Origin of the sequence: Pseudomonas tensinigenes, from assembly GCF_014268445.2 — a bacterium.
Lineage (GTDB): Bacteria > Pseudomonadota > Gammaproteobacteria > Pseudomonadales > Pseudomonadaceae > Aquipseudomonas > Aquipseudomonas tensinigenes.
In genome coordinates this window covers 4,757,501-4,783,276 of the sequence record NZ_CP077089.1, presented here as the reverse complement: position 1 = coordinate 4,783,276, position 25,776 = coordinate 4,757,501, and the positions used below count along the sequence as shown (strand labels likewise).

Genomic DNA, 25,776 nt, shown 5'->3' with positions numbered 1-25,776 from the left:
CCTTAAGCGTTTCCAGAACAGGAAAACCTGCAAGTGCGCCCCGTGATCGGAATGCGCACCTGTCCGGTGTGCTGTTTTGGTCACTATCCATAGCCAATTGAGGGGTCGAGAGATGTCAGTCGCCACCAGCCTTATCGAAGAGTCGTCGGCTCGGGTTACTTCGGCGCCGGCCGAAACGTTGTACCAGTTCAGTGAATCGCCATTGCTGGCCCGTCAGGCTCAACAGGAATCCAACGCCCGCAGTTATCCACGACGTATTCCGCTGGCCCTGAAACGCGCCAAAGGCCTGTACGTCGAAGACGTCGAAGGGCGCACCTTCATCGACTGTCTGGCCGGTGCCGGCACGCTGGCGCTGGGGCATAACCACCCGGTGGTGATCGAAGCGATCCAGCAGGTACTGGCCGATGAATTGCCACTGCACACCCTCGACCTGACCACGCCGGTCAAGGATCAGTTTGTCCAGGATCTGTTCGGTCTGCTGCCGCCCGCCCTGGCGGCGCAAGCGAAAATCCAGTTCTGCGGCCCGACCGGTACCGATGCCGTGGAAGCCGCGTTGAAGCTGGTGCGCACGGCGACCGGGCGCAGCACCGTACTGTCGTTTTCCGGCGGTTACCACGGCATGAGCCAAGGCGCGCTGAGCCTGATGGGCAGCCTGGGGCCGAAAAAACCGTTGGGCGCCTTGCTCAGCAATGGCGTGCAGTTCATGCCGTTCCCGTATGACTACCGCTGCCCGTTCGGCCTCGGTGGCGCAGCAGGCGTGAAGGCTAACCTGAGTTACCTGGAAAACCTGCTCAACGATCCCGAAGCCGGCGTGCAATTGCCCGCAGCGGTGATCGTCGAAGCGGTGCAGGGCGAGGGCGGGGTGATTCCGGCGGACATCGAGTGGTTGCGCGGCTTGCGCCGGATCACCGAGAAGGCCGGTGTGGCGCTGATCGTCGACGAGATCCAGAGCGGTTTCGCCCGCACCGGCAAAATGTTTGCCTTCGAACACGCCGGCATCACCCCGGATGTGGTGGTGTTGTCCAAAGCCATCGGCGGCAGCCTGCCGTTGGCCGTGGTGGTCTATCGCGACTGGCTCGACACCTGGCAACCGGGCGCGCACGCCGGCACGTTCCGTGGCAATCAGATGGCCATGGCGGCAGGTTCTGCGGTGATGCGTTATCTGGTTGAGCACAAGGTCTGTGAACACGCTGCTGCCATGGGCGAGCGCCTCAGCGAGCACCTGCGCATCCTGCAGCGCGACTTCCCGCAACTGGGCGATATTCGCGGTCGTGGCCTGATGCTCGGCGTCGAACTGGTCGAGCCGAACGGCCCACTGGATGCGCTCGGTCATCCGCCGGCGTTTGCGCGACTGGCGCCGCTGGTCCAGCGCGAATGCCTCAAGCGTGGGCTGATTCTGGAACTGGGCGGCCGGCATGGCGCGGTGGTGCGTTTCCTGCCGCCGCTGGTGATTACTGCTGCCGAAATCGACCGTGTTGCGGAAATCTTCGGTCGCGCTTTGGCCGCTGCCACCGCGGCGTTGTAAATTTTTCGCCGCGCCGAACGTTCTTTCTACATACCCGGCTGCACCCCTCGTGCAGCCCACCCTTACAACGATGGAGAACCAGCATGACGTCAGTATTCGACCGCGAGGACATCCTCTTTCAGGTCGTGGTCAACCACGAAGAGCAATACTCGATCTGGCCGGATTACAAAGCCGTGCCAGAAGGCTGGCGCACTGTGGGTAAGAGCGGCCTGAAAAAGGAATGCCTGGCCTACATTGAAGAAACCTGGACTGACATGCGTCCGCTGAGCCTGCGTCAGAAGATGGACGGGCAGGCCGCCGCGCAATAAGCGGCCGGGCAAAAAGAAACCCGCTGGACTGGTCACAGTCAGCGGGTTTTTTTTGCCTTGGATTTGTGTTGCCCGGGCTGGCCCCTTCGCGAGCAGGCTCGCTCCCACATGAGATCTGTGTCGTGCACAAAACCCTGTGGGAGCGAGCCTGCTCGCGAAGAACGATAGCGCGGTTTCGGCTGAAACTAAGCCCCGCTCAAACCCTTTAGCAGCAAATCAACATTGCCTTCCAGCTCTGCCACCGGATCCGCCGCATCCGTGCTCAACACCACCAGACGACTACCCGACTCGGCAATTGCCGCTTTCACCGGCTCCGACGGCTGCCGATGATGCAGCACCACCGCGACATCATTGTCCTTGAGCGTTGCCGTGAGTTTTTTCAGATCCTCCGGCGTCCACTCGGCATCAGGTCGTGGATCCTCGCCAATCAGTTCCAGATTCAAGCTGCCGATCAGATAACCAAAGTGATCGCTGAGACTCATCACACTCAGATTGTCGGCGTTGGCCAGACGCGCTTCGCTATCGGCGCTGAGCTTCAACAAACGCTGCTTCAACGTCGCCAGATTCGCTTCGATCGCAGGCTTTGCGCTAGGTGCCAGGCGCACCAGATCCGCCGCCATCACATCCGCCATGCGTCCCATGTTGTTGCTGGCCAGCCATGGTTGGCTGTTCAAGCTGTCGACCTTCAGATCCGGTTGCACGGCAATGCCCGGCAGGGCGCCGTCGACCGGGCGCGCCGCATCGACTTCAACGATGCGGATGTTGCTGCGGCGAGCGATCGGGTACAGCGGATCGTCGGCCCACAGCGAGCGCACGCCAATCACCGCATCGGCGCCAGTCGCCAGTTTGCTCAGTGCCGGGGCGCCGCGACCGGTGAAATAGGCGGTCTGACGGCTGCCTGGCAGGTTCGCCGGTGCCGCACGTTCAAGGTTGACATCAGTGCCCTTGAGCAGCGCTTCTGCCAAGCCAAAGGTGATGGGCAATGAGGCCAGTACCTGCAGCGGCTTAGCTTTTTCGGCAGCCATCAACGGCGTGCAGATCACGCCGCACAGGGTCATGGCCAAGGTCAGTTTTCGCAGTGAAAAAGTCATTTATCCAAGATTCCCTTTCAAACTCGGGACAACCCCGCGCGCGATGGCGGCGAGGGCGAAGGCAATACCGGCAACCAGAATGATCGCGGCGCCGGATGGAATCGGCAGGTCAAACACGATCGGCGCGAGAATCCCGCACAGCGTGCTGACCGTGGCGATCAGCACCGAGCACCAGAAGAAGCCCTTGAGCGACTGGCTGAGCAAACGCGCCGCTGCCGCTGGAATCACCAGCAGTGCGCCAACCAGAATCGCACCGATGACTTTCACCGCCGCCACGGTGATCAGCGTCACCAGAATCACGAACAGATAATCCAGGGTTTTCACTGCCACCCCGCGCACGGCCGCCAGTTGCGGGTTGAAACTGGCGAGCATGATGCGGTTGTACAGCGGCAGGGCCAACGCCATGACCAGCGAACCGACGATGGCCAGCACCGCCAGATCGTTACCGTTGACCGTCAGCACTGAGCCGAACAACACGTTTTCGAGAATGTGCACATTGATCTTGCCCGCCAGGATCAACAACAGACTCGCGCCGAGTGCCAGCGACACCGACAGAAACACGCCGATCAAGGTGTCCGGCGCCAGGCCGGTGCGGTTGCGCAGGTAATTGAGCAGGATGCCGAACAGCAGGCAGTAACCGAACAGGCTGCCGTACGGCCCGGTGTAGGGTTCGCCGAGCAGGATGCCGATGGCGACACCGGTCAGCGCCGCGTGGCCCACCGCTTCGGAGAAAAACGCGAAGCGCTTGACCACCACCAGCGTGCCGAGGCCGCCGAGCACCGGGCCGATCAACAGGCCGGCGAGCAACGCATTGACCACGAAACCGTAGGCCAGCGCTTCCGGCAGATAACCGGACGAGGCCCAGCCTTGCACCATCAAACGAAAGGCTTCGTAACTCATCAGACAGCGCTCCGAGGATGGGTGGAAAACAGCGTCAGCAGACGTTCCGGGGTCAGCGCCTGTTGTGGCGTGGCGTCGAACAGCACACGACGGTTAAGGCCAGTGACCCGATCGGCCAGGCGTCCGACCGCTTCCAGATCGTGCTCGATCCACAGCGCGGTGATGCCCGCCGCGCGCCAGTCATTGAGCAGGCGTTCAAATACCTGAATCCCGGCTTCATCAAGGGCCGACATCGGCTCATCCAGCACCAGCAGTTGCGGCGCCGGAATCAAGCCTTGTGCGAGCAGCACTCGCTGCCGTTCCCCGCCGGACAGCGCGCCCATGCGGCGCTTGCGTTTGTCCTGCATACCGACGCGTTCCAGCGCGTCACCGATGGCACCGGCGTAACGCTTGCTCAAACCGAGGAACGCCGGGCGACGCTGGCACATGGCGGCCATGAAATCGTCGACGGTCATTGGCAGGCCGCGATCGAACTCCAGCGCCTGCGGCACGTAACCGATGGTGCCGGGTTCGCCGGGCCATTGCAGGCTGAGCCGGCCCTGATGCGGCATTTGCCCGAGCAGGGTCTTGATCAGCGAACTCTTGCCGCCACCGTTCGGGCCGACCAGCGCGTGTACGCTGCCGGGCTGCACCTGGAAGGTGACTTTGTCGAGAATTGTCGTTCGACCCAGCGTCAGAGAGACTTCCGCAAAATCCAAAGTCGGTCCCAATCCTTGTGGGAGCGAGCCTGCTCGCGAATGCGGTGTGTCATTCAATACATATGTTGGCTGATTCGGCGCCTTCGCGAGCAGGCTCGCTCCCACAGGGTTTTCGGTGTTGTCGGCAATCAGGTTTTCTCTGGAAGTCATGCGCCCGACTCCTGAATCGCCCGCACCACGGTGTTGAGGTTGCCGGTCATTTCCTTTTCGTACTTGTCGGCGGTGTATTCGCCGTAGGAAATGTGCGACAGCGGGTAGAGCTTCACCCCGGACTCACGCTGAATCGTTTCGACGTAAGTGGAGGGGAAATCCATCTCCGAGAAGATCACTTTCACGTCCAGTTCACGCAATTGGTCGATGGTCTTCTTCAACTGGCTTGGGCTTGGCTCGATGCCGTGCGCCGGTTCGACCACAGCAGTCACTTCCAGGCCGAACTCCCGCAGCAGATAGTCGTAAGCCGCGTGCACGGTGGCCACGCGCAGTTCGGCGTTCGGCGCTTGAGTCAGTTTTGCCAGGGCGTCGGCGCGCATCTGGCGCAGGCGTTTGCCGTAGGCGCGGGCGTTCTGGGTGTAGGTCTTGGCGTTGTCCGGATCGAGTTTGCCCAGTTCGCGGGCGATGTTGTTGACCTGAGCGATGGAGGCGCTGATCGACAGGAACGTGTGCGGGTTCACCACTTTGCCGGCACCGCGTGCGGCAACCCCGGTGGCGGCCAGCAGCGGTACGTTTTCGTTGGCTTCGATGGTCTTGATGTTCGGCGTTTCGCTGGCGGCGATCATGCGGTCGGCGAAGTCGTCATGACCGACACCGTTGAGCACGATCACATCCAGCCCGCTGATGCGTTTGATGTCCTCGGCGCGCGGCTCGTAGGCATGCGGGTTGAAACCGGCAGGAATCAGCGGCACTACCTCGGCCTTGTCGCCAACGATGTTCGCCACATAGCTGTAATAAGGGTGCAGGGTGATGCCGATGCGCAGGCGTTTGGCCTGATCGGCGCTGGCCAGTGGACTGAGGAGGCAGGCGCAGAGGCCGAGCAGGAACAGACGCAACAATGGACGGCGAGGTGATGAAATAGACATGGGCAAGCGGTCTTCTCTCGGATGAGGGCGAGGAATCAATGGCGATGTTCGCGGGTAACCCCGGCATCGTATTGCGCGACGATCTGTTTCCAGCCGGCGGCGGACAGCGCGGCTTCGGTCAATTCGGTGGGCGCTTGCAGGCTGGCATCGCGGTTGAGCCAGATGTCCGGCGCTGCCTTGTCGTCGGCGCTCAGTAGCATCACGAACGAACCGGCGACGGCTGTGCTTTGGCTATGGCCGAAATAGGCGGTATTCCCCAGCAACTGCCAGGCGTGGCCCCCGCGGCTGACCGAACTTGCGTCGCGGGCAAACGGAGCAAACCCTTCGTCGGCCAGGGTTTGCGGCGTCGGCAGGGCTTGCTGTTCTTCGCGCAGCAAGCGGATTTCATCGAGGGTCACCCGCAGGTCGGCGTAGATGCCTTGTTCCGAGGCACTGAGGTCGCGGCGCGCGTCGAGTTGATTTGTCGCCACCGGCTCCGGTTCATGGGAAACCCCGCGCCACGCGACGACCGAGCCGGCGACTGCCAGAATCAACAGGCACAACAGCAGCACATTGAGGGTTTCATGACCGGCACCGGCCGGACGCACGATTTGTGTGGTTGGCGTACTCATGGGGCTTCAATATCCGCTTGGTCGATTTCCACCACGTGGCCCGGACCTGCGTCGAACAGCACGTAGAACTCGGCGCCGGGTTTCTTGAAGGTCAGGGTCGAATCACTGCCGAGCTTGCCCGGCACCAGAATGGTTTCGTCATAGCCGATCACATCAAGGGTCACGCCCGGCGCGCCGCTGCCGTCAGAGAAACCACCCGTGCATTTGATCTGCTCGGCGTCGATGGCTTTGCATTCGCACATCGGGTTGTGGGCCAGCGCACTGGCACTGAAGCCGGCGCCGAGCACCAGCAGCACGGCGCTCAGCCGCAGGCGGAAAGGGCGGGTCATGGTTTGGCTCCTTGTTGGTTCAACCAGGCAATGGTGGCGGGGGAGGCCTGACTCAGAGGGATCGAAGCCTGATGCATGCTGCCGTCCCAGCCTTCCATGGTGATCCACAGTTCGGCGTCGGCCGGGGTTTTTACCGGGACCGGCAGTTGCGTGCCCATGCGGTAAGGCGTGCCGAAGAAAATCACCCCGGCGGCGCGCAGGCTGCGCGGTTTGCCGATACGCAGGTAAGTTGCCTTGACCGGCTCGACGCAGGCGGTGCACAGCGCGGCGCTGAAGGCTTTCAGGTAACCGGCGGGACCGTCGGAACGTGGCGCTTCATTGCGCAGCTCGGCCAGGCGCAGGCTCCACGGCCCGACCTGTATTTCACCGATTTCGCGCTCGCCCAGGCCGGCGTCACCGCGAAACAGCGCCGCGTCGGAGAAGTATTTGGGCATGAACCCCAGCGGGATCAGCAGCAACAGAACGTTGATGTGAAAGCGCCATTTGTGCCAGAACAGGCTCAGTCGTGAAGGCTGAGGGGCGGTGGTGATCTTGCTCACAGGCTGGCCTCCGAAGGTTCACGGTTGACGAGTGGTTGCGCATTGGCGCGTTGCTTCTTGTTCTCGCGCTTGAGCGCGTTAGCGGTGGCCAGGGCAGTGCGTTTGGTCCAGATCAACAAGCCACTGAGCACCATCATGCTCAGGATCAGTCCGAAGAAGAACCAGATCAGCTTGATCCACAGTCCACCAAAATCACCGGTGTGCAGCGGGCGCATGGATTCGGTGACAAATTCCAGCGAGGAGCGGTCGGACAGCACTCGAGAAGACGCCATATCGCCGCTGTAGGGATTGAGTGTTGCACTCTGGAACATCAGGGGATACCAGCCGCGACCGCGGATATCGAGGTGGCTGTAGGCATTGAACGGCATGTTGATGTCACTGGCTTCCAGCCCGGGGATTTTTTGCTGGGCGATTTCGATGGCGCGATCCAGGTTGATCCGGGCGGGTGGCAGACCATCGGCAGTCAATGGCACGCTGTCACGGGCCATGGCTGGAATGATCGCTTCGCTGGAAATGGAAATGTGGTTATCGGACAGCACCGCTTCAATCAGAAACCAGGTGCTGGTGATGGAAATCACCGCGATGAACCAGATCGACCAGATACCGCTCAGGCGATGGAAATCACCCCAGAAAATCCGCGCACCGTGACGAAAACGCAGCGTGGGGCTGAAAAAGCCTTTCCAGAACCGTTTATAGACCACCAGCCCGGTAATCAGCGATGCCAGCAGCGGAAAGCTCAGAGCCGATACCAGATACCAGCCCCAGCTATAACCGTTGGTGAAAGGCACCAGCCACCAGCCATGCAGGGCGCGGGTGAATGCCTGGAAATTGAATTGCGGTGCCGTACCCTGAATAACACCCGTATACGGGTTGACGTAGGTCACCAACGAACGCCCGTCCGGATAGCTGAGCGTGACATCAAGAGCGAAATGGGATTCGTCCGGGCGGCTGATGCGTTGCACCAGTGCCAGCGGTTCTGCGGTTTTGATGGCCGTTATGATTTCCTCATAACCGAGTCGCGGCGCATCGTCCGCTGGCTGGCTGGCGCGCATCTGCGGGTTGGCCAGCCAGACGATCTCCTGGCTGACCACCGCCAGGGTGCCGGTGACGCAGACGATCAGGACAAAGAACCAGATCGGTAATGCCAGCCAGCTATGAACGAGGAACCACAGTTTGGAGCGGGATTTCTTCGACATGATTGCGCGTCTTGATAGCGGTGAAAGGGCGCGTAGCTACGGGCTTCGCAGCACGGGAGTCCCCGGAAGACCGGACGTGGCTTTTGCCTACGCGAACGGCCTGCATCTCTATAGGACGGATGAGCGAGGTAAATCCCGAAAGGTGATATGAAAGCAAATGTTTCCCAATTCCCCGGTCACCACGAATCCCCTTGTGGGAGCAAGCCTGCTCGCGAAAGCGCCGGGTCAGTCACTTCATCCGTTGCCTGATCCACCGCTTTCGCGAGCAGGCTCGCTCCCACAGGGTTTTGCTGCGTAAAGGGATCAAACACGATTCATGGTTTACGCCATCACTGGCAGGCAATTGATGGCCAGTCCGCGCTCCCTATGATGGGAATCACCTGATTTCCCTGAGTGAGCGCCCGAATGAGCCCCAGAACCCTCTACGACAAACACATCGATTCGCACACGGTGTGCCGCCTCGACGATCAGGGCCATGTCCTGCTGTATATCGATCGCCAGGTGATCAACGAATACACCAGCCCGCAGGCCTTCAGCGGTTTGCGCGCGGCCAAGCGCGAGGTCTGGCGGCCGGGCACGGCGCTGGCGGTGGTTGATCACGTCAACCCGACCACGCCAGTGCGCGTCGCGGCAATGCCTGATGCGGGCGGCGCGCGGCAAGTGTCGTATCTGGCGGAGAACTGCCGCGATTTCGGCATCGAGTTGCTGGACATTCTCGATAAACGTCAGGGCATCGAACATGTGATCGCGCCGGAGCAGGGTTTCATTCTGCCGGGCATGGTCATCGCTGCTGGCGACAGTCATACCACCACCTATGGCGCGCTCGGCGCCTTCGGTTTCGGCATCGGCACGTCCGAGATCGAGCATTTGCTGGCTTCGCAGACGCTGGTCTACAAATGTCTGAAAAGCATGCGCGTGACTGTCGACGGCGATTTGGCGCCGGGCCTGACCTCCAAAGACGTGATCATGGCCCTGATCGGTCGCATCGGCGCTTCCGGGGCCAGCGGGTACGCCATTGAATTCAGCGGCTCGACCATCGATGCCTTGAGTGTTGAAGCGCGCATGACCATCTGCAACATGGCGGTCGAGGCCGGCGCGCGCGGTGCATTCATGGCCCCGGATGACAAGGTCTTTGCCTATCTCAAGGGCAAGCCGCGTGTGCCCGTTGGTGCACTGTGGGAACAAGGCCTGAAGACATGGCGGGAGCTGCGCAGCGATCCCGGCGCGGTGTTTGATCGTGAGATTCACCTTGATGCCAGCATTCTGGAGCCGATGGTCACTTGGGGCACCAGTCCCGATCAGGCCGCCGCCATCGGTGCACGGGTGCCGGACCCACAGGCGATCAGCGACCCGATCCTGCGTCAGGACATGCGCCGCGCCCTCAACTACATGGGCCTGGAAGCGGGCATGGCGCTCAGCGATATCGTCATCAGCCACGCCTTTATCGGTTCGTGCACCAATGCGCGAATCGAAGACTTGCGCGATGCCGCCAGCGTCGTAAACGGTCAGCACGTGGCCGGGCATGTACGGGCGATGATCGTCCCCGGCTCCAGCGAAGTCCGCGCGCAGGCCGAGGCCGAAGGGCTGGCGCAGATCTTTATCGACGCCGGTTTCGAATGGCGGCAGTCCGGCTGCTCGATGTGCCTGGCGATGAACGACGACGTACTCGCCCCCGGCGACCGCTGCGCGTCCAGCACCAATCGCAATTTCGAAGGCCGTCAGGGTGCCGGTGCGCGCACTCATCTGATGAGCCCGGCGATGGTCGCCGCCGCTGCAATCAGCGGTCGACTCACCGATATCCGCCACTTTGGAGTACGCTCATGAGCCTGCAACCCTTCACCCAAGTCAGCGGTCAAGCCGCGCCATTACTGGCGGCCAATGTCGACACTGACGTAATCATGCCCAAGCAATTCCTCAAAGGCATTGACCGGCAGGGACTCGATCGCGGCTTGTTTTTCGATCTGCGGTTTCTGCGCGATGGCAGCCCCGACCCCAATTTCGTGTTGAACAAACCGGCATGGCAGGGCGCAAGTTTTCTGGTGGTCGGGCCGAATTTCGGCTGCGGATCGAGCCGTGAACATGCGGTCTGGGGCTTGCAGCAGATGGGCATCCGCGCGTTGATCGGCAGCAGTTTCGCCGGGATATTCTACGACAATTGCCAGCGTAACGGGGTGTTGCTGATCACCCTGGAAGAGGCACAGGTGCAGCGCATCGGACAGCTTGTCGGTCAGGCTGAAACGGCGCGGGTCAATATTGATCTGGAGGCCCAACACATTGGCCTGGCGGATGGCAGCGTAATCGACTTTAAGATCGATACCCTACGCAAGACTGCGTTGCTCCTCGGTCTGGACGCTATCGGCAGTACCTTGCAACGCCGCGAACAGATCAAAGCCTTCGAACGCCAACACCTGGCCAACAACCCTTGGCTTTGCTGACACACCACTGATCCCCTGCGGGAGCGAGCCTGCTCGCGAAAGCGGTCGTTCAGTCGAGATCAATGTTGACTGACTGGACGCATTCGCGAGCAGGCTCGCTCCCACATTTGATATCGGGTGTTTCAGCTAAACGGAAAGCCCTTTGAAATGCTCCTGCAAAAACTCCACACACGCGCGCAATTTCCCGGAATGCGCCAGCCGTGTCGGGTACACCGCCCAGACATTGGCGCTCTGGCTGTAGTCGTCCAGCACCTGCACCAACCGTCCTTGTTCCAGCAACGGCTTCACATCCCACAGCGAGCGCAACAACACCCCACGCCCATCCAGCGCCCATTGCAAAACAATCTCGCCGTTGTTTGACGACAACGGCCCGCTGACCCGCACGCTCTCTTGTCCGCCATCGCGATCCAGATTCCAGATACCAAAGGCGTTGTCGCGCTCCTTGATCACCAGGCAATCGTGCTGCTGCAGTTCGTCCAGGGTTTGCGGCGTACCGCGACGTTGCAGATAACCGGGGGCGGCACACAGCACGCGCCGATTGCTGACCAGACGCCGACCGATGTGCTGGCCTGGAAGGTCATCGCCAACTCGAATCTCCAGATCGAAGCCTTCATCGATGATGTCCACCACCCGGTCAAACAGGTCGAGGCGAATCTCCAGTTGCGGATAGCGCTCGGCCAGCAATGACAGCGCCGGCGCCACATGATTACGCCCGAAACCGAAACTGCTGCAAATGTGCAAACGCCCACGTGGGCTGTCGTGGGCGTCGGACAGTTCGTCGTGCAGTTGCTGAAAGTCATCGAGAATGCGCAACGCCCAGCGTTGCACGCGCTCGCCGTCCTCGGTCAGAGAGACGCGACGGCTGGTGCGGTGCAACAGGCGAGTGCCAAGGGTGGTTTCAAGAATCTGGATGCGTTTGCTGACATAGGCCGGTGAGAGGCCCAGTTCATCCGCGGCGGCGGCAAAGCCGTTCTTGCGGATCACGGTGAGCAGCACGCGCAGGTCTTCGGGCAGGGGCAAGGTGTCTTTCTTCTGGGACATGTCAAAACGAACACTGGCGGCAGAAGCCGCCAGCATAGCACCGAGATCCAGCGGCTCGGCTCAGCGCAAAAAGGCCAGTGCTTCGGCGAGCAACGGTTCGGGGATTTCTTCGGCAATGTAATGGCCGGCGGGCAAGGCCTGGCCGCTGACGTTGGTCGCCACTTGCTGCCATTCCTTGAGCGGCTCGAAGCAGCTTCCGACGGTGCCTTCGGCGCCCCACAACACGCGCAGTGGCAGATTCAGATAATTACCGGCAGCGATGTCGGCGCGGTCGTGCTCCAGATCGATTCTGGCGCTGGCGCGATAGTCTTCGCAGATGCCGCGCGCGCTGCCCGGTTGTTGCAGGCAGCGCAGGTATTCGCTGAAGGCTGCATCGGTAAACGGCTTGAGCCCGGCGCTGCGGCTGCCCATCACGCTGCGCAGATAACTCTCGGGATCGGCTTCGAGCAAGGTTTCCGGCAGCGGCGCCGGGCGGATCAGAAAGAACCAGTGCCAGTAGGCGCGGGCGAAGGCTTCGTTGGTTTGCGCATACATCGACAGGGTCGGCGCGATGTCGAGCAGCATCATCCGTTGCACAGCGGCGCGGTGGTCGAGGGCCAGACGATGGGCGACCCGTGCGCCGCGGTCGTGGGCAAGGATCGAAAATTCTTCGAAGCCCAGCGACTGCATCAACTCGACATTGTCGCGAGCCATTTCGCGTTTCGAGTAATTAATGTGCAACTCATCGGCCGCCGGGCGACTGCTGTCACCGTAACCGCGCAGGTCAGCGGCGACCACGGTGAAGTGTTCGGCGAGTTGTTCGGCAATCTTGTGCCAGATCACATGGGTCTGCGGGTGGCCGTGCAACAGCAACAGGCCGGGGCCACTGCCGCCGAGGCGGTAGGCGATGTCGACGCCGTTGACGTGGCGCTGGTCTTTGCGGAATCCGGCAAACATCGGGCTGATCCTTTTTCAGGGTTCTGGTTGGCTGCATCCTGAAATTGTCCGGCGTTCGCGGCAAGGGGCAAAGCGTGGTGGGCAGGTTCATGAAGTGTGTTGATGAGGTTCTGCGTTGTCTGTAGCGGCCCCTTCGCGAGCAGGCTCGCTCCCACAGGAATTTTCGGTGTGACCACAATCGATGCCACCCAACGAAACCCTGTGGGAGCGAGCCTGCTCGCGAAGAGGCCAGTCCAGACACTGCAATGCTCAACCCTGCTGAAACATCTCCATCGCCCGCTGCTTGATCTGCTCTTCAGTCAGATCCTCCTTGCGCGAGGCCAGAAACCACAGATGCCCATACGGATCCTTCAACGTCCCGCTGCGATCACCGTAAAACTGATCCTTGACCTCGGACACCGTCGTCGCGCCGGCATCCAGCGCCCGTTGAAACGATTTGTCGACATCAGTCACATACAGATGCAAACCAACCGACACTGCTTGATCCGGATTGCTCAATGGCCCCTGATCGCACGGCGAACCGAGCATGATCGCGCTGTCGCCAATGCGCAGTTCGGCGTGGCCGATGCCGCCGTCGGGCATGGCCAGGCGCATGACTTCGGTGGCGCCGAAGGCTTTTTTATAGAAATCGATGGCCTCGGCGGCTTTGTGGATGCCGAGATACGGGGTAATGCTGTGATACCCCTCGGGAATGGGTTTGACGCTCATGACGTTCTCCCTGATTGTTGTTCTATGGGATGTGGCTCCACCGGATTTGTGGAAGATTCACTATAGAACCGTCTTCGCCATGCAGATTTTTGCCCGACGAGCGTCAGTCTTCGGGAAAGTGCGGCCCCGGTCCCTGTTCACCCAGCACATCACCCTGATTGCGCAGCGGGCAGGCCTCCATCGACAAACACCCGCAACCGATGCAGCCATTGAGCCGATCGCGCAGTAGCGTCAGTTGCTCGATTCGCTCATCCAGTTCCCGGCGCCATTGCTGCGAAAGGATTTTCCAGTCCGCCGCGCTGGGCGCACGATCATCCGGGAGAATTTTCAGTGCTTCGCCAATCTCCGCCAATGGAATCCCCAGCCGCTGCGCGACTTTAATCAACGCCACCCGGCGCAGCACTTCACGGGGATAGCGTCGCTGGTTGCCGGCATTGCGCTGGCTCTTGATCAAACCTTTGGATTCATAAAAGTGCAGGGCGGTGACCGCCACGCCACTGCGCGCCGCGACTTCGCCAACCGTTAACTGTTTGTGCACATTTTCTCTGCTGATCATTTGAAGACAGCTCTTGACCTTGACTTAACTGGAGGTTTTACCCTGCAGGTCTTCGAGTCGCAAGGCTCGTCTTACGCTGAGTGGGGGCATTCCATGAACAACCGCAGTTTTACCCAATTGATCGAGTTTGAAATCGAACCACGCCAACAACCTGCGCTGGTCACCGCACTGTCGAGGCAAACCGAGCGTCTGGCTCAGCGCTACGACGGTTTTGTCAGCGCCAGTGTGCAGGCCAGCGATGACGGCCGCCGGGTGCTGAGTTTTCTGCAATGGCAGTCCCGCGAGGCGGGGGAGGCGGCATTTCGCAGCTTCGAGAGCGGCGAGCAGGATTTCTGGCAACTGATTCACACCCATCAGGCGAAAACCGTCACCTTCAATTCATTTCAGGTGCTGAGCAGCATCGCCCGCAGTCACGACGATGCGCTGCACTGCCACCTGGTTGGCTAGATCGACAACTGGATCAAGCGCTCGCCCTGCAGGTTTTCCGAGAGTCGCCGCTTGTTCACCGCCAGTTCGCCGATCTTGATCAGCCGCGTGCGGGTGACGTTGCGGCTCAGACCGAGCAGCGCGGCGGTGTGCACCTGGTTGTAATGGCAAAAGCGATACGCAGCGCGCAGCAAGGCGTCTTCGACTTTTTCGTGCAAAGCGCCGGCCTGCTGCGCGAAGAGTTTTTGAAAGGCCTGTTCCAGCAACGCCTCCGGTGAATCATCGGCACTGCTGTGATGATCGTCCGGGCGATCGATACGCAGGTTCGACAGGCGTAAATCATCGCGCTCGATCACACCGTTGCGGCAGATCAGCAGGGTGTGGTGGATAACGTTTTCCAGTTCACGAATGTTGCCCGGCCAACTGTAGGCACGCAGTTTGTGCTCGGCACCGGGGCTGATGCTGACCCGGCCATAACCGAGGCGTTGGCTGTAGGCTTCGATGAAATGGCGCGTGAGCGGGAGGATATCGCCGGGACGCTCACGCAACGGACTCAATTCCAGGTTGACCACATTGAGGCGGTAATACAGATCCTCGCGGAAATGGCCGGCATTGATGGCTTTCTCCAGTTGCACATTGGTCGCCGCCAGCACCCGCACATCGATAGGAATGCTTTTGCGCGAGCCAAGCCGCACCACTTCGCGTTCCTGCAACACCCGCAGCAACTTGACCTGAATCGCCATCGGCAGATCGCCGATCTCATCGAGAAACAACGTGCCGCCGTCCGCTTCCTCGAACCACCCGGCCTTGGCGCTCAGCGCGCCGGTGAACGCGCCTTTTTCATGACCGAACAATTCCGCCTCTACCAGCGATTCGGAAAACGCCCCGCAATTGACCGCGATAAACGGCCGATGACGGCGATTGCTGAGGTTATGAATATGCCGCGCCACCAATTCTTTGCCGGTGCCGGTCTCGCCGATGATCAGCACACTGGCTTCACTCGGCGCGACCTGTTGCAAATGCGCGAGCAGGGCCTGGGATTTAGGATCCTCGAAGACCTGCGCAGTGGCGCGGATCGACGTGGCGAGCGCGGGAGAGGGCGGTAGGGTCAGCAGTTGCATGGGCTCGTCCTTCTTTTTAGTTCAAATGCAGGCAGGTCAGGAATAGAAGGTCGGCACCGGCAGCGACTGATTCAGCGCCCAGTCGCCCAACTCATGGAGTTTGTAGTCCAGCGGGTCGTGCAGGGTTTGTGTGCGCAGGTTGCGCCAGTGGCGGTCGAGGCGCAGGGAGGCGTGGGTCGAACGCGCGCCGGTCACTTCGAACAAACGGCTGCAAATCTCCAGACCCTGGCGGCTGGCGGCGACTTTCGCGGTGGCAATCGCGGTGGCGACACGACCGCGCTCTTCGGCGCTGAGGTTCGCGCCTTTGGCCCAGGCTTCATCGAGCAACGTCGCCGCGCGTTCGACCAACAGGCGAATGCCTTCCAGCGCCACCCAGAACTCGCCGTAATGCGCGAGCACGTAGGGATCTTCACGCACATCGCGCGCCGCGGATTTGTGCCAGAGCCGAGTTTCACTGAGGGTGTATTGCCGCGCCTCTTCGAAAGCGCCTTCGGCAATCCCGAGAAACATATGCGTGAAAGTCAGTTGCGCAATCAATGGCCGCAGGCAGGCGAACGGCGTGCTCAGCGGGCCGGGATCGAGCAGCAGTTCCGACTCTTCGACCCGCACCCGTTCAAACGTGGCGCTGCCGCTGTCGGTCTGACGCTGGCCGATGTTGTTCCAGTCGTTGTGCAGGGTGATGCCACTGCGTCCGCTGGGAATCGCCGCGATCAGCAACTTGCCGCCGGCGCTTTCATCGACGGCCGAAGCGATCAGCATCTGTGAGTCGCTGGCGCCGGAGCAGAAACTTTTCTTCCCGGAAAATTCGCGCCAGCCACCGAGATCCTTGACCACGGTGCGGGTGTCGAGCGGGTTGAGTGCGTTGCCCCAGAACCAGTTCTGCCGCGCGGTCTGTTCGAACCACGGCTGCCATTGTTCCGGCCGCGAGAACAGGCGCACGGTGGCGAGCATCAGATGATGAAAACCGAAAACGTGGGCGATCGAACTGTCGACCTTGGCGAACTCGCGGACCACTTGCAGGGTTTCACTCCAGCTGGCGCCGAGGCCGCCGTAGCGGGTCGGAATACTCAAGGCCAGCAGGCCGCTGTCGCGCAGGGCATCGCGCTCGACTTTCGGTGTGCCGCCACGTTCATCACGCTCGACGGCGGTCAGGGCAAATTCGGCGGCCAGTTGGCGGGCGGTTTGCAATGGGGATAACAAGGTACTTTGCGGTTTGGCGGTCACACCAACACTCCTGAATTCAAACTGCCCATGTAGGAGCTGCCGCAGGCTGCGATCTTTTGATGTTGTTTTTAAGATCAAAAGATCGTCCGATCGCGGCCCGAGCCTGCGGCAGCTCCTACACAAGAGATCCGGTTTATGCCGAGGCTTTTGTCGGCAACACATCATTGGCAATCATTTCGCCAAATGGCCCGGTCAGATTGGTCACGCCACGCCCGGCCAGACTCGCGTAGGGCTCGGGAAGCAGCGGGAACACCAACTCGGCAAAGCGGTAAGCCTCTTCCAGATGCGGGTAACCGGAGAAGATGAAACTCTCAATGCCCAGATCCGCGTATTCCTTGATCCGCGCCGCGACTTGCTGCGGGTCGCCGACCAGCGCCGTCCCGGCGCCGCCGCGCACCAGACCGACGCCGGCCCATAGATTCGGGGCAATTTCGAGGTTATCGCGACGGCCATCGTGCAACGCCGCCATACGCCGTTGACCTTCGGAGTCGAAGCGCGAGAAGGATTTCTGCGCCGCCTCAATGGTCTCGTCGCTGATGTGTTCGATCAGTTTGTCGGCGGCTTTCCAGGCCTCCTCGGCGGTCTCGCGCACGATCACATGCAGGCGGATGCCGAATTTCACCTTGCGCCCATGCCGCGCCGCGCGTTCGCGCACATCGGCGAGTTTTTCCGCGACACCGGCCGGTGGTTCGCCCCAGGTCAGATAGACATCGACTTGCTCGGCGGCCAGATCATGCGCGGCATCGGAAGAGCCGCCGAAGTACAGCGGCGGATAGGGTTTTTGCACAGGCGGATACAGCGCTTTGGCGTTCTGCACCTTCAAATGCTTGCCGTCGAAATCCACGGCCTCGCCCTGTAACACGCGGCGCCAGATTTTCAGGAATTCATCAGTGACTTCATAGCGCTCGGCGTGACTGAGGAAGCTGCCGTCGCCACGGTTCTCGTCCGGATCGCCGCCGGTCACCACGTTGATCAGCAAACGCCCGTTGGACAGTCGATCGAGGGTCGCCGCCATCCGCGCCGAAACTGTTGGCGAAATAATCCCCGGACGAATCGCCACCAGATACCGCAGGCGTTCGGTCAGCGGCACCAGCGCCGAAGCGATCACCCACGAGTCTTCGCAGGAACGCCCGGTGGGAATCAGCACGCCGTGGTAACCAAGGCTGTCGGCGGCCTGCGCCACTTGTTTCAAATAGTTGAGCGTGACCGGGCGCGCGCCTTGGGTGGTGCCCAGATAGTGGCCATCACCGTGGGTCGGCAGGAACCAGAAAACATCCATGAACGGCTCCTCAGGCGATTTTCAGCAAAGGTTTGATTTGGGTGGCGAACAGCGGCGCTGCGCGTTCGGCCGCGAGGCGGATGCGCGCCTTCAACAGTTCGCTGGTGATCTGGTAATCGGCGAAATCGGCTTCGGTGGCGTACACGCCGATTGGCAAGGTCATGGCCTGGAAGAAGCTGAACAGCGGGCGCAACTGGTGATCGAGCACCAGCGCATGACGTTCGCTACCGCCGGTTGCGGCGAGCAGCACCGGCGTGTCGATCAGTGCATTGAGGTCGATCAGGTCGAACAGATGCTTGAGCAGACCCGGGTAGGAACCGCGATAAACCGGCGCGGCAACGATCAACAGATCGGCCTGTTCAATGGCCTGCAACTCGGCTTCAACCTCGGCACTGAGTTCCTGGCGCGACAGAGCGCCGCCGAGCGGGCGGGCGATATCACCGAGTTCGATCAAATGGCTTTCGATGGTCAGGTGCCCGGCCAGTTCGGCGAGCAAGGCTTGGGTCAGCACCAAAGTACGGGACGGACGCCAGGTGCCGCCGGAGAGGGCGACGACTTTCAGGGGACGCGACATGATCAGTTCCTTTTTCAACAGTTGCTCAGCGAGCAGTGAATGAGTCACCGGATCTGAGCAAGCGCTGTACCAATTCCTGGAAGCCCCGGTTTACAAGGCGTTGAGCGTTAGCGTGGCGGTCGCCCCTGTGAGTAGCGGGGCGCTTTGTTGAATCGGTGTTGGCTGAGCAACAGTTGCTGGAGCAACAGTGGTCAGCGCATGGAAGAAGTTATAAAGGCTGTTTGTTATTCCGTAAAAGAACGTTAATCGATATTTATAGATCGTTAGGAGATATGCGCAGACGCGTGTCGATTTTCTGATAGCCACTATTGAGAGCGTTGATTTCTGCGCGGGCGTGCCGGGGCGTAGCCTTTGTCCATCGACTCCTCATTGCTCGCCAGGACACTCCCATGAATCGTTTACTGACTGTTTCCCTGTTGCTCGCTGTCTCCGTACTCGCCGGTTGTGCCGGACATGTTTCGCCGGAGCTGCGCCCTTACACCGATGAAGAATCCCGCGAATTGGCGATGGAAGCGCTCAATCGCAGCGGCCTGTCCTTCGACGAATACAACGCGAAAAAAGCGCAATTGCTCGGTCAGACCCAGTTCGACAAAAAAGCTGAAATGAGTGCCGAGCGTGCCGTACAGCTGCACGGTCGTCCTAGCTGAAAGCAAACTGTACTGGTAGAAGTTTTCCCCAACTGTCCGTGGGCTTGCCGGGCGGTGTGGGATAGGGTCAACACCTGAATGACCCTGATGGATTGCCTGCCATGACCCTCTCGCTTGACCTGCTGTTGGGCTTTGCCCTGTTTGCCCTTGTCACCTCGATTACGCCGGGGCCGAACAACACCATGTTGCTGGCATCGGGGGTGAATTTCGGCTTCAACCGCACCATCCCGCATATGCTCGGGATTACCTGTGGCTTCTTCGTTCTTGTTGTCGCGGTGGGCTTCGGCCTCGGCGCGGTGTTCCAGAACTATCCGATTCTCTATACGGTTCTGCGCTATGTCGGCGCGGCATATCTGTTGTATCTGGCGTGGAAAATCGCTCACTCGGGACCTGTCGGTGACAGCGCTGCAGGCGAGGCAAAGCCGATCAGCTACCTTGGCGCCGCCGCGTTTCAGTGGGTCAATCCCAAGGCGTGGATCATGGCCATCGGGGCCATCAGCACCTACACGCCGATGCAGGGTTATTTCACTAATGTCGTGGTGATTGCTGCGGTGTTCGCCATCATCAACCTGCCGAGCGTCGGCGTCTGGGCGGCCTGCGGTACGTTGTTGCGCAATGTGCTGAAGGATCCGCGCTGGTTGCGCGTGTTCAACTGGGGCATGGCGGCGCTGTTGGTGATTTCGCTGTACCCGTTACTTCTCGAAAGCTTTAGCTGACGCATCGCTTCAACCGCAGGCCGGATGCCTGTTAAGCTCGACTTCAGGAGCGTTCCTACGCACTTTTAAATGAAGTTGTTCTTCTTTAACGGCATCCGATCAGGTATTGATGACGCTCTCGAACCGACGCGCAGCTCACAAGGCTGCGCCGTACCGTTTGCAGACACGAGCCTCCTGATCCCGGAACACGCTCTGCGAGTCTTTTATGAACACACGTCCGTTGTATTTCGATTACGCCGCCACCACCCCGGTTGACGAGCGGGTCATCCAGGTGATGATCGAGTGTCTGGGGTTTCACGGTAACTTTGGTAACCCGGCTTCCAGCTCCCACGCGTTCGGCCAACAGGCCCGGCAGACGGTCGAGCAGGCCCGCCGGCAAGTCGCCGAACTGGTCGGCGCCAATGCCGAACAGATCGTCTGGACCTCCGGTGCCACCGAGTCCAACAACCTCGCCCTCAAAGGCGTGGCGCAGGCGCGCGGGGTGTCCGGCGGCCACATCATTACCAGTCAGATCGAACACAAAGCCATCCTCGATACCGCCCGCCAATTGCAGGACGCCGGCATCGCCGTGACTTATCTGGTGCCGGACGCCGATGGCCTGATCACGCCGCAAGCGGTCAGTGAAGCCATGCGTGAGGACACCTTTCTGGTGTCGCTGATGCTGGTCAACAACGAGTTGGGCACGGTCAACGATGTTCAAGCGATCGGCGCAGTCGTGCGTAGCCGTGAGGCGTTGTTTCACGTCGATGCGGCGCAAGGCGCCGGCAAGGTGGCCATCGATCTGGCGCAATGGCCGGTGGATCTGATGTCGTTTTCCGCGCACAAACTTTACGGCCCCAAAGGCATCGGCGCGCTGTATGTCGGCCCGCGGGCGCAGCAACGGTTGCAGGCGCAGATTCACGGCGGCGGTCACGAAGGTGGTTTGCGCTCCGGAACCTTGGCGACGCACCAGATTGCCGGGATGGGCGCAGCATTTGCCTTGGCCGCCGAGGCGTTCGATGCCGAGAAAAAAACCATCGTCGCACTGCGCGAACGCTTGCTCGAACAACTGCTGAGTTTGCCGGGCGTACGCTTGAACGGCTGCGCCACTCAACGTATTCCGCACACCTTGAGCCTGACCTTCAGCGAAGGCGAATTCAACAGCGCAGCGTTGAGCCATTCGATCGCATTTTCTGCGACTTCGGCCTGCAATTCGGCGAGTAACGCGCCATCCCACGTGCTGTTGGCGCTGGGGCATGATGCGCATCTGGCCGGTCGCACCATTCGCTTGAGCCTCGGCCGCTTCACCACCGCCGAGGATATCGAGAAGGCTGTGCAACTGATCAAGACCGCCTGCGCCAGTGCTCCGGCATTCTGGGCGACAGGGCTTTAAACCAGCCGACTCACGGCTACGAACAATAACGATGAAGTGATTAGCAGGAGACATGATGAGTACCCAGACCTCGACCGAAGGATCGGTGCCCCAGCGCCTGGCGCAGACCCGTGAACTAATGCGCCGCGAAGGCATTCATGCGTTGTTGGTGCCATCCGCCGACCCGCATTTGTCGGAATACCTGCCGGGTTACTGGCAGGGCCGGCAGTGGTTGTCGGGCTTCCATGGTTCGGTCGGGACGTTGATTGTCACCGCTGATTTCGCCGGCGTCTGGGCCGACAGTCGTTACTGGGAACAGGCGACCAAGGAGCTCAAGGGCAGCGGCATCGAGCTGGTCAAGTTGCAACCGGGTCAACCGAGCCCGCTGGACTGGCTCGCCGAGCAGACACCGGAAGGTGGCGTGGTCGCGGTTGACGGTGCGGTGATGGCGGTGGCGTCGGCGCGTACCCTGAGCAGCAAGCTGGAAGCACGCGGTGCGCGTCTGCGTACCGACATCGATCTGCTGCAGGAAGTCTGGAGCGATCGCCCGAGCCTGCCGAATGCACCGATCTATCAGCATCTGCCACCGCAAGCGACCGTCAGCCGTGGCGAGAAACTCGCAAAACTGCGCGAAACCTTGCAGGCGCGCGGCGCTGACTGGCACTTTATCGCTACCCTTGACGACATTGCCTGGCTGTTCAATCTGCGCGGCGGCGATGTGTCGTTCAACCCGGTGTTTGTTTCGTTTGCGTTGATTGGTCAGCAGCAGGCCACGTTGTTCGTAGCGCTGAGCAAGGTCGACGCAGATTTGCGCGCGGTGCTGGAGACGGATGGTGTAACGCTGCGTGATTACACAGAAGTCGCTGATGCCCTGCGTGACGTGCCGAGTGGCGCGAGCCTGTTGGTTGATCCGGCGCGAGTGACCAGTGGTTTGCTGGATAACCTCGACAGCGGCGTGAAGCTGGTCGAAGGCTTGAACCCGACCACGTTGGCCAAGTCGCAGAAAAGTGAAGCCGATGCTCAGCACATCCGCCAAGCGATGGAGCAGGACGGTGCGGCGCTGTGCGAATTCTTCGCCTGGCTGGAATCGGCCTGGGGCCGCGAACGCATTACCGAACTGACCATCGACGAAAAGCTCACCGCTGCCCGCGAACGTCGTCCGGATTATGTATCGCTGAGTTTCAACACCATCGCCGCGTTCAACGCCAACGGCGCCATGCCGCATTACCACGCCACTGAAGAAGAGCACGCGGTAATTGAGGGTGATGGCTTGCTGCTGATCGACTCGGGCGGTCAATACCTGGGCGGCACCACGGATATCACGCGGATGGTGCCGGTCGGTACGCCGAGCGAAGAGCAGAAGCGCGATTGCACGCGCGTGTTGAAGGGCGTGATTGCCCTGTCGCGAGCACAGTTCCCGAAAGGCATTCTCTCGCCGCTGCTCGATGCCATTGCCCGTGCGCCGATCTGGGCCGAAAGCGTCGATTACGGTCACGGTACCGGTCACGGCGTTGGCTATTTCCTCAACGTCCATGAAGGTCCGCAGGTGATCGCCTATCAGGCCGCGCCTGCACCGCAGACGGCCATGCAGCCGGGGATGATTACTTCCATCGAGCCGGGCACCTATCGTCCGGGCCGTTGGGGCGTACGTATCGAGAACTTGGCGATGAATCGCGAGGCGGGTAGCAGCGAATTCGGTGAGTTCCTCAAGTTCGAAACCTTGACGCTGTGCCCGATCGACACGCGTTGCCTGCTGCCGGCGCTGCTGACTGAGGAAGAGAAGCAGTGGTTCAACGACTATCACGCGCAAGTGCGTGAGCGCCTGAGCCCGTTACTTGATGGTGCCGCGCTGGAATGGCTGAACAGCCGCACTGCCGCCATCTGATCAGGTGGAATTCAGGCGCTGTTACCAGCGCCTGAATGATCGCCTAGCCTTGGCGCAAGGCTTCTTCAACGAAATCGAGCCGATCCTGGCCGAAGAACAGTTGATTGCCGATGAACATGCTCGGCGCGCCGAACACGCCGCGTTTAACCGCGGTCTCGGTGTTGTCCTTGAGTATGGCTTTGACGGACTCGTCGTTAGTCAGTGCCAGCACTTCAAGCGGATCGAAACCGTGTTCGCTCAGTACAGCGGCGACAGTCGCTGGCTCGTCGAGGCTGCGTCCTTCAACCCATAGCGCCGTGAACAGACAATCGATAAACGCCTGAAAGCGTTCTGGCTGACGCAACTGGATGCCAGTGACCGCACGCATCAACATCAGTGTGTTGATCGGGAAATGCGGATTGAATGTCAGCGGCACCCCGTAGCGTTTCGCGTAGCGGTCCAGATCCTCAAACATGTACCGACCCTTCGCCGGAATCATCGCCGGCGATGCGTTGCCGGTTGCCTTGAACACGCCACCGAGCAGCATCGGGATGTAGATCAGCTCACTGTTGGTTTCGGCGCAAATCTTCGGTAACTGGGTGTAGGCCAGATAGGTGGCAGGGCTGCCGAGGTCGAAATAGAACTCCACGGTTTTAGTCATTTTCGCGTCTCTGTCGTTATTGTTATGGCGGGGGTCTTACCAGCGTTCGTTCCAGGGGCGCAGATCCAGCTCGAACGTCCAGGCATCCCGTGGCTGACTGTGCAGATACCAGTAGTTCTCGGCGATGTGCTCGGGGTTGAGGATGCCATCCTGATCTTTGGTGGCGTACTTCTCGGGGAAACTGTTGCGAATGAAATCGGTGTCGATCGCACCATCGACCACCACATGGGCGACGTGGATGTTCATTGGCCCCAGTTCCCGCGCCATGCTTTGCGCCAGTGCGCGGATGCCGTGCTTGGCGCCGGCGAATGCGGCGAATCCGGAAGCGCCGCGCAGTCCGGCGGTGGCTCCGGTGAAGAGAATCGTGCCGCGCTGGCGAGAGACCATGCGTTTGGCTACTTCACGAGCATTGAGGAAGCCTGAGAAGCAGGCCATCTCCCAGATCTTGAAATACTTGCGCGCGGTTTCTTCAAGAATGCTGCATGGCACGTTGGCGCCGATATTGAAGACAAAGGCTTCGATCGGCCCGAGACGGGTTTCGATGTCTTCGATCAGGGCGATGACGTCTTCTTCCTTGCGCGCATCGCAGGCAAAACCATGGGCTTCGCCGCCTTCAGCCTTGATTGCGTCCACCAGCGGTTGCAATTTGTCGGCGCTGCGCCGGGTAACGCAGGCGACGAATCCCTCACTGGCAAAACGTTTGGCAATCGCTCCGCCCGTGGCGTCGCCAGCGCCGACAACCAATACGACCTTCTTGTTGTTCATGGGTGAATCCCTTTATTAAACGATCGTTAAGTGAACGAACGTTATGCTAGGATCCAGGCAACGTCAAGGCAGTCGATTCGAGGGCAAAAACACATGCGTTACTCCGCCAGTCACAAACTGGAAACCCGGGAAAAACTCTTGCAGAGCAGCGCGCTGTCAGCAAAGCGCTCGGGGTTTTCCACGGTGGGCGTCGATGGTTTGATGAAGGCTATCGGATTGAGTGGTGCGGCGTTCTACAGTCACTTTTCGTCAAAGGATGCGTTGTTCACCGCCATCGTCGAGCGCGAGTTGGGTCAAAGCCTTGAGCGACTGGGAGGCGAGGGCACGCAGGATCGTGAGCGACTGGCGCGCTGTCTCAAACACTATCTGAGCATGGCCCACGTAGAACAGCCTGAGGCCGGTTGCGCGTTGCCGGCGCTGGGGGCAGAAATTGCCCGATCGGATGTGCAGGTGCGCGAACAGGCCGAGCTGTGGATTTGTCGGCTTCAGGCGCGTTGGGCGCAGATACTGGAAAGCGAGACCCTGGCGTGGTCGGTATTGTCGCAATGCGTCGGGGCATTGGTGGTAGCGCGCATGTTGGCTACGCCGGACGTTCAGCAAGCTGTGCTGAAGTCCAGCCATGAAGAGATCGGCCGGCAGATTGCCGGGCAGCGCTGATCTATTTGCAGATAACGATCATGCTGCGACTGGTGTAGCCCGCAGGATTGAGACCGAACGGGTAGTCGCCGGGTTCTTCCACGGCGTCACCGGATTTGGCGATGACCTTGTAGCCTTTCGGCAAGCAGGCACTGGCGGCACTGGCGTAGCACTTGTCCCAGGAGGACGATAGCCCGGAGCAGTTGATGTGCAGCCCTTTTTTCCCGCGTTTTACCTGAGTTTCCGAAGTCGCCGCACAACCCGCAACAGCCAGTATGGCGATCAGTATCAAAATTCGTTTCATTACCGTCCTTATAGCGGCCACGAGTCTGACGCTCGGGTTTGCCTGTGTTCGCTTGCGCTTTAAGCGTTTTGAAATCCCTGTCCGAAAAAATCCATGTCTGGCATTGGGTTACGGGTCTAAACATGGCCTAAATGCGCGCCAATTGCCAGACCTTCGTAAAAACCTCTTTCAATCAGCCGCAATGGCGGGTTTCGCAGCACTACCCATGGTCATGGTGGCGCCGACGGATGCCAGAATAATGCAGAAGATCGCCATCCAT

At 60.4% G+C, this 25,776-nt stretch carries 30 protein-coding genes (1 of these 30 running past the window's edge); 10 read left to right on the top strand and 20 right to left on the bottom strand.

Annotation, left to right across the window (positions count from 1 at the left end):
• Positions 1-112 precede the first annotated feature (112 nt).
• Together HU718_RS21095 and HU718_RS21090 are read left to right on the top strand one after the other, a co-directional pair.
• The gene (locus HU718_RS21095) at positions 113-1,525 is read left to right on the top strand and encodes an aspartate aminotransferase family protein (RefSeq protein WP_110721002.1); all 1,413 of its coding nucleotides are present in this window, start codon (positions 113-115) and stop codon (positions 1,523-1,525) included.
• Positions 1,526-1,608: 83 nt separating this feature from the next.
• Positions 1,609-1,833 carry an MbtH family protein gene (locus HU718_RS21090; RefSeq protein WP_150706419.1) on the top strand — a complete coding sequence of 75 codons (225 nt, stop codon included), beginning with the start codon at positions 1,609-1,611 and terminating at the stop codon, positions 1,831-1,833.
• A gap of 185 nt (positions 1,834-2,018) precedes the next feature.
• On the opposite strand, the gene HU718_RS21085 is transcribed toward HU718_RS21090, so the two are convergent.
• From HU718_RS21085 to HU718_RS21050, 8 genes are read right to left on the bottom strand one after another with little or no spacing between them, the layout of a single operon-like run.
• Entirely contained in the window at positions 2,019-2,924 is a 906-nt protein-coding gene (locus HU718_RS21085) for a metal ABC transporter substrate-binding protein (protein ID WP_186613932.1), read from the bottom strand.
• Positions 2,925-3,824, bottom strand: a complete 900-nt coding sequence (locus HU718_RS21080) for a metal ABC transporter permease (RefSeq protein WP_007917717.1) — start codon at positions 3,822-3,824, stop codon at positions 2,925-2,927.
• Entirely contained in the window at positions 3,824-4,672 is an 849-nt protein-coding gene (locus tag HU718_RS21075; protein WP_225936816.1) for a metal ABC transporter ATP-binding protein, read from the bottom strand. Before HU718_RS21075 ends, HU718_RS21080 begins: the two co-directional genes overlap by 1 nt.
• Positions 4,669-5,598 carry a metal ABC transporter substrate-binding protein gene (locus tag HU718_RS21070; RefSeq protein ID WP_034155183.1) on the bottom strand — a complete coding sequence of 310 codons (930 nt, stop codon included), beginning with the start codon at positions 5,596-5,598 and terminating at the stop codon, positions 4,669-4,671. Before HU718_RS21070 ends, HU718_RS21075 begins: the two co-directional genes overlap by 4 nt.
• 35 nt (positions 5,599-5,633) lie before the next feature.
• Positions 5,634-6,209: a DUF6162 family protein gene (locus HU718_RS21065; RefSeq protein WP_186613934.1), complete on the bottom strand. Its 576-nt coding sequence runs from the start codon at positions 6,207-6,209 to the stop codon at positions 5,634-5,636.
• Entirely contained in the window at positions 6,206-6,538 is a 333-nt protein-coding gene (locus HU718_RS21060; RefSeq protein ID WP_102900422.1) for a hypothetical protein, read from the bottom strand. The genes HU718_RS21065 and HU718_RS21060 overlap by 4 nt, the downstream gene beginning before the upstream one ends.
• Positions 6,535-7,077, bottom strand: a complete 543-nt coding sequence (locus tag HU718_RS21055) for a PA2404 family protein (protein WP_150792945.1) — start codon at positions 7,075-7,077, stop codon at positions 6,535-6,537. Before HU718_RS21055 ends, HU718_RS21060 begins: the two co-directional genes overlap by 4 nt.
• Positions 7,074-8,273 carry a PepSY-associated TM helix domain-containing protein gene (locus HU718_RS21050; RefSeq protein WP_150706413.1) on the bottom strand — a complete coding sequence of 400 codons (1,200 nt, stop codon included), beginning with the start codon at positions 8,271-8,273 and terminating at the stop codon, positions 7,074-7,076. The genes HU718_RS21055 and HU718_RS21050 overlap by 4 nt, the downstream gene beginning before the upstream one ends.
• Before the next feature lie 405 nt (positions 8,274-8,678).
• Between HU718_RS21050 and leuC the strand changes: the two genes are divergently transcribed.
• Positions 8,679-10,097 (top strand): 3-isopropylmalate dehydratase large subunit, encoded by a 1,419-nt coding sequence (gene leuC / locus HU718_RS21045; RefSeq protein ID WP_186613936.1) that lies wholly within the window; start codon positions 8,679-8,681, stop codon positions 10,095-10,097.
• Positions 10,094-10,708 carry a 3-isopropylmalate dehydratase small subunit gene (gene leuD / locus HU718_RS21040; protein ID WP_186613938.1) on the top strand — a complete coding sequence of 205 codons (615 nt, stop codon included), beginning with the start codon at positions 10,094-10,096 and terminating at the stop codon, positions 10,706-10,708. Before leuC ends, leuD begins: the two co-directional genes overlap by 4 nt.
• Before the next feature lie 126 nt (positions 10,709-10,834).
• Here the strand turns inward: leuD and HU718_RS21035 are convergent, their stop codons facing one another.
• The 4 genes from HU718_RS21035 to soxR all read right to left on the bottom strand — a co-directional run bounded on the left by HU718_RS21035 (position 10,835) and on the right by soxR (position 13,949).
• A complete protein-coding gene (locus tag HU718_RS21035) occupies positions 10,835-11,785 on the bottom strand; it encodes a LysR substrate-binding domain-containing protein (protein WP_186613940.1) in 951 nt (316 codons plus the stop codon).
• A gap of 24 nt (positions 11,786-11,809) precedes the next feature.
• Complete coding sequence (locus HU718_RS21030) at positions 11,810-12,685, bottom strand: alpha/beta fold hydrolase (RefSeq protein WP_186613942.1); 876 nt, start codon at positions 12,683-12,685, stop codon at positions 11,810-11,812.
• A 249-nt stretch (positions 12,686-12,934) separates the two neighbouring features.
• Entirely contained in the window at positions 12,935-13,393 is a 459-nt protein-coding gene (locus HU718_RS21025) for a VOC family protein (protein ID WP_077573872.1), read from the bottom strand.
• A gap of 103 nt (positions 13,394-13,496) precedes the next feature.
• On the bottom strand, positions 13,497-13,949 hold the full coding sequence (soxR, locus tag HU718_RS21020) for a redox-sensitive transcriptional activator SoxR (RefSeq protein WP_186613944.1): 453 nt from the start codon (positions 13,947-13,949) through the stop codon (positions 13,497-13,499).
• Positions 13,950-14,042: 93 nt separating this feature from the next.
• On the opposite strand from soxR, the gene HU718_RS21015 reads away from it, so the two are divergent.
• Positions 14,043-14,396, top strand: a complete 354-nt coding sequence (locus tag HU718_RS21015) for an antibiotic biosynthesis monooxygenase (protein WP_137217724.1) — start codon at positions 14,043-14,045, stop codon at positions 14,394-14,396.
• Here HU718_RS21015 and HU718_RS21010 read toward each other — a convergent pair.
• The 4 genes from HU718_RS21010 to msuE form a co-directional block, all read right to left on the bottom strand.
• Complete coding sequence (locus tag HU718_RS21010) at positions 14,393-15,496, bottom strand: sigma-54 interaction domain-containing protein (RefSeq protein WP_186613946.1); 1,104 nt, start codon at positions 15,494-15,496, stop codon at positions 14,393-14,395. The genes HU718_RS21015 and HU718_RS21010 overlap by 4 nt on opposite strands.
• Positions 15,497-15,532: 36 nt before the next feature.
• Entirely contained in the window at positions 15,533-16,720 is a 1,188-nt protein-coding gene (locus HU718_RS21005) for an acyl-CoA dehydrogenase family protein (protein ID WP_186613948.1), read from the bottom strand.
• Between the two features lie 133 nt (positions 16,721-16,853).
• Positions 16,854-17,999: an FMNH2-dependent alkanesulfonate monooxygenase gene (ssuD, locus tag HU718_RS21000; RefSeq protein ID WP_186613950.1), complete on the bottom strand. Its 1,146-nt coding sequence runs from the start codon at positions 17,997-17,999 to the stop codon at positions 16,854-16,856.
• Between the two features lie 10 nt (positions 18,000-18,009).
• Positions 18,010-18,573, bottom strand: coding sequence for an FMN reductase (gene msuE / locus HU718_RS20995; protein ID WP_016985421.1), 564 nt, complete (start codon positions 18,571-18,573; stop codon positions 18,010-18,012).
• Between the two features lie 389 nt (positions 18,574-18,962).
• On the opposite strand from msuE, the gene HU718_RS20990 reads away from it, so the two are divergent.
• From HU718_RS20990 to HU718_RS20975, 4 genes are all read left to right on the top strand, one after another.
• Positions 18,963-19,220, top strand: a complete 258-nt coding sequence (locus HU718_RS20990) for a hypothetical protein (protein WP_186613952.1) — start codon at positions 18,963-18,965, stop codon at positions 19,218-19,220.
• 101 nt (positions 19,221-19,321) lie between these two features.
• The gene (locus tag HU718_RS20985) at positions 19,322-19,936 is read left to right on the top strand and encodes a LysE family translocator (protein ID WP_110720984.1); all 615 of its coding nucleotides are present in this window, start codon (positions 19,322-19,324) and stop codon (positions 19,934-19,936) included.
• Positions 19,937-20,141: 205 nt separating this feature from the next.
• The gene (locus tag HU718_RS20980) at positions 20,142-21,308 is read left to right on the top strand and encodes an aminotransferase class V-fold PLP-dependent enzyme (RefSeq protein ID WP_186613954.1); all 1,167 of its coding nucleotides are present in this window, start codon (positions 20,142-20,144) and stop codon (positions 21,306-21,308) included.
• Positions 21,309-21,363: 55 nt separating this feature from the next.
• Positions 21,364-23,172: an aminopeptidase P family protein gene (locus HU718_RS20975; protein ID WP_186613956.1), complete on the top strand. Its 1,809-nt coding sequence runs from the start codon at positions 21,364-21,366 to the stop codon at positions 23,170-23,172.
• Between the two features lie 43 nt (positions 23,173-23,215).
• On the opposite strand, the gene HU718_RS20970 is transcribed toward HU718_RS20975, so the two are convergent.
• Positions 23,216-23,812: a 2-hydroxychromene-2-carboxylate isomerase gene (locus HU718_RS20970; protein WP_186613958.1), complete on the bottom strand. Its 597-nt coding sequence runs from the start codon at positions 23,810-23,812 to the stop codon at positions 23,216-23,218.
• Positions 23,813-23,848: 36 nt separating this feature from the next.
• Entirely contained in the window at positions 23,849-24,577 is a 729-nt protein-coding gene (locus HU718_RS20965) for an SDR family oxidoreductase (RefSeq protein ID WP_186613960.1), read from the bottom strand.
• 93 nt (positions 24,578-24,670) lie between these two features.
• Here HU718_RS20965 and HU718_RS20960 point away from each other — a divergent pair, with 93 nt between their 5' ends.
• Positions 24,671-25,234 (top strand): TetR/AcrR family transcriptional regulator, encoded by a 564-nt coding sequence (locus tag HU718_RS20960; protein ID WP_110720979.1) that lies wholly within the window; start codon positions 24,671-24,673, stop codon positions 25,232-25,234.
• A gap of 1 nt (position 25,235) precedes the next feature.
• On the opposite strand, the gene HU718_RS20955 is transcribed toward HU718_RS20960, so the two are convergent.
• Both HU718_RS20955 and rhtA read right to left on the bottom strand, forming a co-directional pair.
• Positions 25,236-25,517, bottom strand: coding sequence for a hypothetical protein (locus HU718_RS20955; RefSeq protein WP_095120409.1), 282 nt, complete (start codon positions 25,515-25,517; stop codon positions 25,236-25,238).
• A gap of 168 nt (positions 25,518-25,685) precedes the next feature.
• Positions 25,686-25,776 carry the 3' portion of a threonine/homoserine exporter RhtA gene (gene rhtA, locus HU718_RS20950; protein ID WP_150706396.1) on the bottom strand. 797 nt of this gene lie beyond the right edge of the window, so 91 of the gene's 888 nt are visible here — the last part of the coding sequence; the start codon falls outside the window, past its right edge; its stop codon occupies positions 25,686-25,688.